Here is a 1,003-nt window from a genome sequence, read left to right as displayed (position 1 = left end):
TTAACCCGTTGGGTGTAATTAAATTATTTGATTTTTAATATTGTTTATTGGTCTATCAAAGATGAATTTATTGATATATTGAACCAATGTTAATGCTGTTATTTTTGCTAAAATTCTTGTTTTAAAACCTTCAAAAGTTTTAGCATAATTGTTTCTGATTCTGAACTGGTCGCATAGTTGTGAAAATAATGTCTCAATTCTTTTTCTTGATTTTCTAAAAATATAAGGTTGTGGCTTGTAATCTTTTTGATTGGTTCTTTTTGGCGTTTCCAGTTTTATATTGACCGTTTGAAATAAATCCAATTGAATAGTTTTTGATAAATAACCTCTATCTCCAAGAATCACACAATCAGACATTTGCTGTTTTATGCTTTTCAAAAAATGAACATCATGAACTTCTGCTTTTGTAATGTCCAATGAATGAAAAATTCCATTTACAGAACAAACTCCGTGTAATTTATAGCCGTAAAACCAGTTATTTTGAGAAGCACAAAACCCTTTTGAAGGAGCGGTCTCAAACTCATCTTTACAGATTTTAATTCTCCTGTGACGTGCAAATTTGCAGATCTCCAACGGCATGCTGTCCACGATGAAATAATCTTCAAATTCTAAAAAGCGGGATGCTAATTTCTTTCTTACTTCTTCTAAAAAGAAAAATAATCTTCGTCTTCTTTTATTGAACTGGCTGCGCTCGATTAAGTTGGGTATTTGTTGATTGTCAATCTCTTTAAATAAAGAGTTTTCACTATCAATAGACATAAACTCCGCTGTTAAACTCAATGCAACTACTTCTAAATCAGACATTTTTTGTTTTCTTCCAACATCTGATCTATATTCCAATTCACAATTCAAAGAACTTACAACTTCTAAAACTCTAAAATAATTTTTCACTATATTTGACATGGATATTGGTTTGTTTGGCGACTTCAAGATACTGAATTTCAGTATCTTGACCAATATCTACTCAATTTATTTTACTGCAAATATTTACACCCAACGGGTT

General features: G+C 30.5%; 1 protein-coding gene. It reads right to left on the bottom strand.

What is annotated here, in order from left to right; translation table 11 throughout:
* Positions 1-18 precede the first annotated feature (18 nt).
* On the bottom strand, positions 19-903 hold the full coding sequence (locus AAGV33_RS16330) for an IS982 family transposase (protein WP_461782333.1): 885 nt from the start codon (positions 901-903) through the stop codon (positions 19-21).
* Positions 904-1,003: the final 100 nt, after the last annotated feature.

Origin of the sequence: Flavobacterium magnesitis (assembly GCF_041729735.1) — a bacterium.
In the GTDB taxonomy this organism is placed as follows: domain Bacteria; phylum Bacteroidota; class Bacteroidia; order Flavobacteriales; family Flavobacteriaceae; genus Flavobacterium; species Flavobacterium magnesitis.
The sequence above is the reverse complement of the archived record's forward strand: the minus strand, read 5'-3'. Positions and strand labels throughout refer to the sequence as shown.

Coding starts and splice junctions, on each gene's coding strand:
- AAGV33_RS16330 (WP_461782333.1), bottom strand. CDS start 903: ATGTCAAATATAGTGAAAAATTATTTTAGAGTTTTAGAAGTTGTAAGT.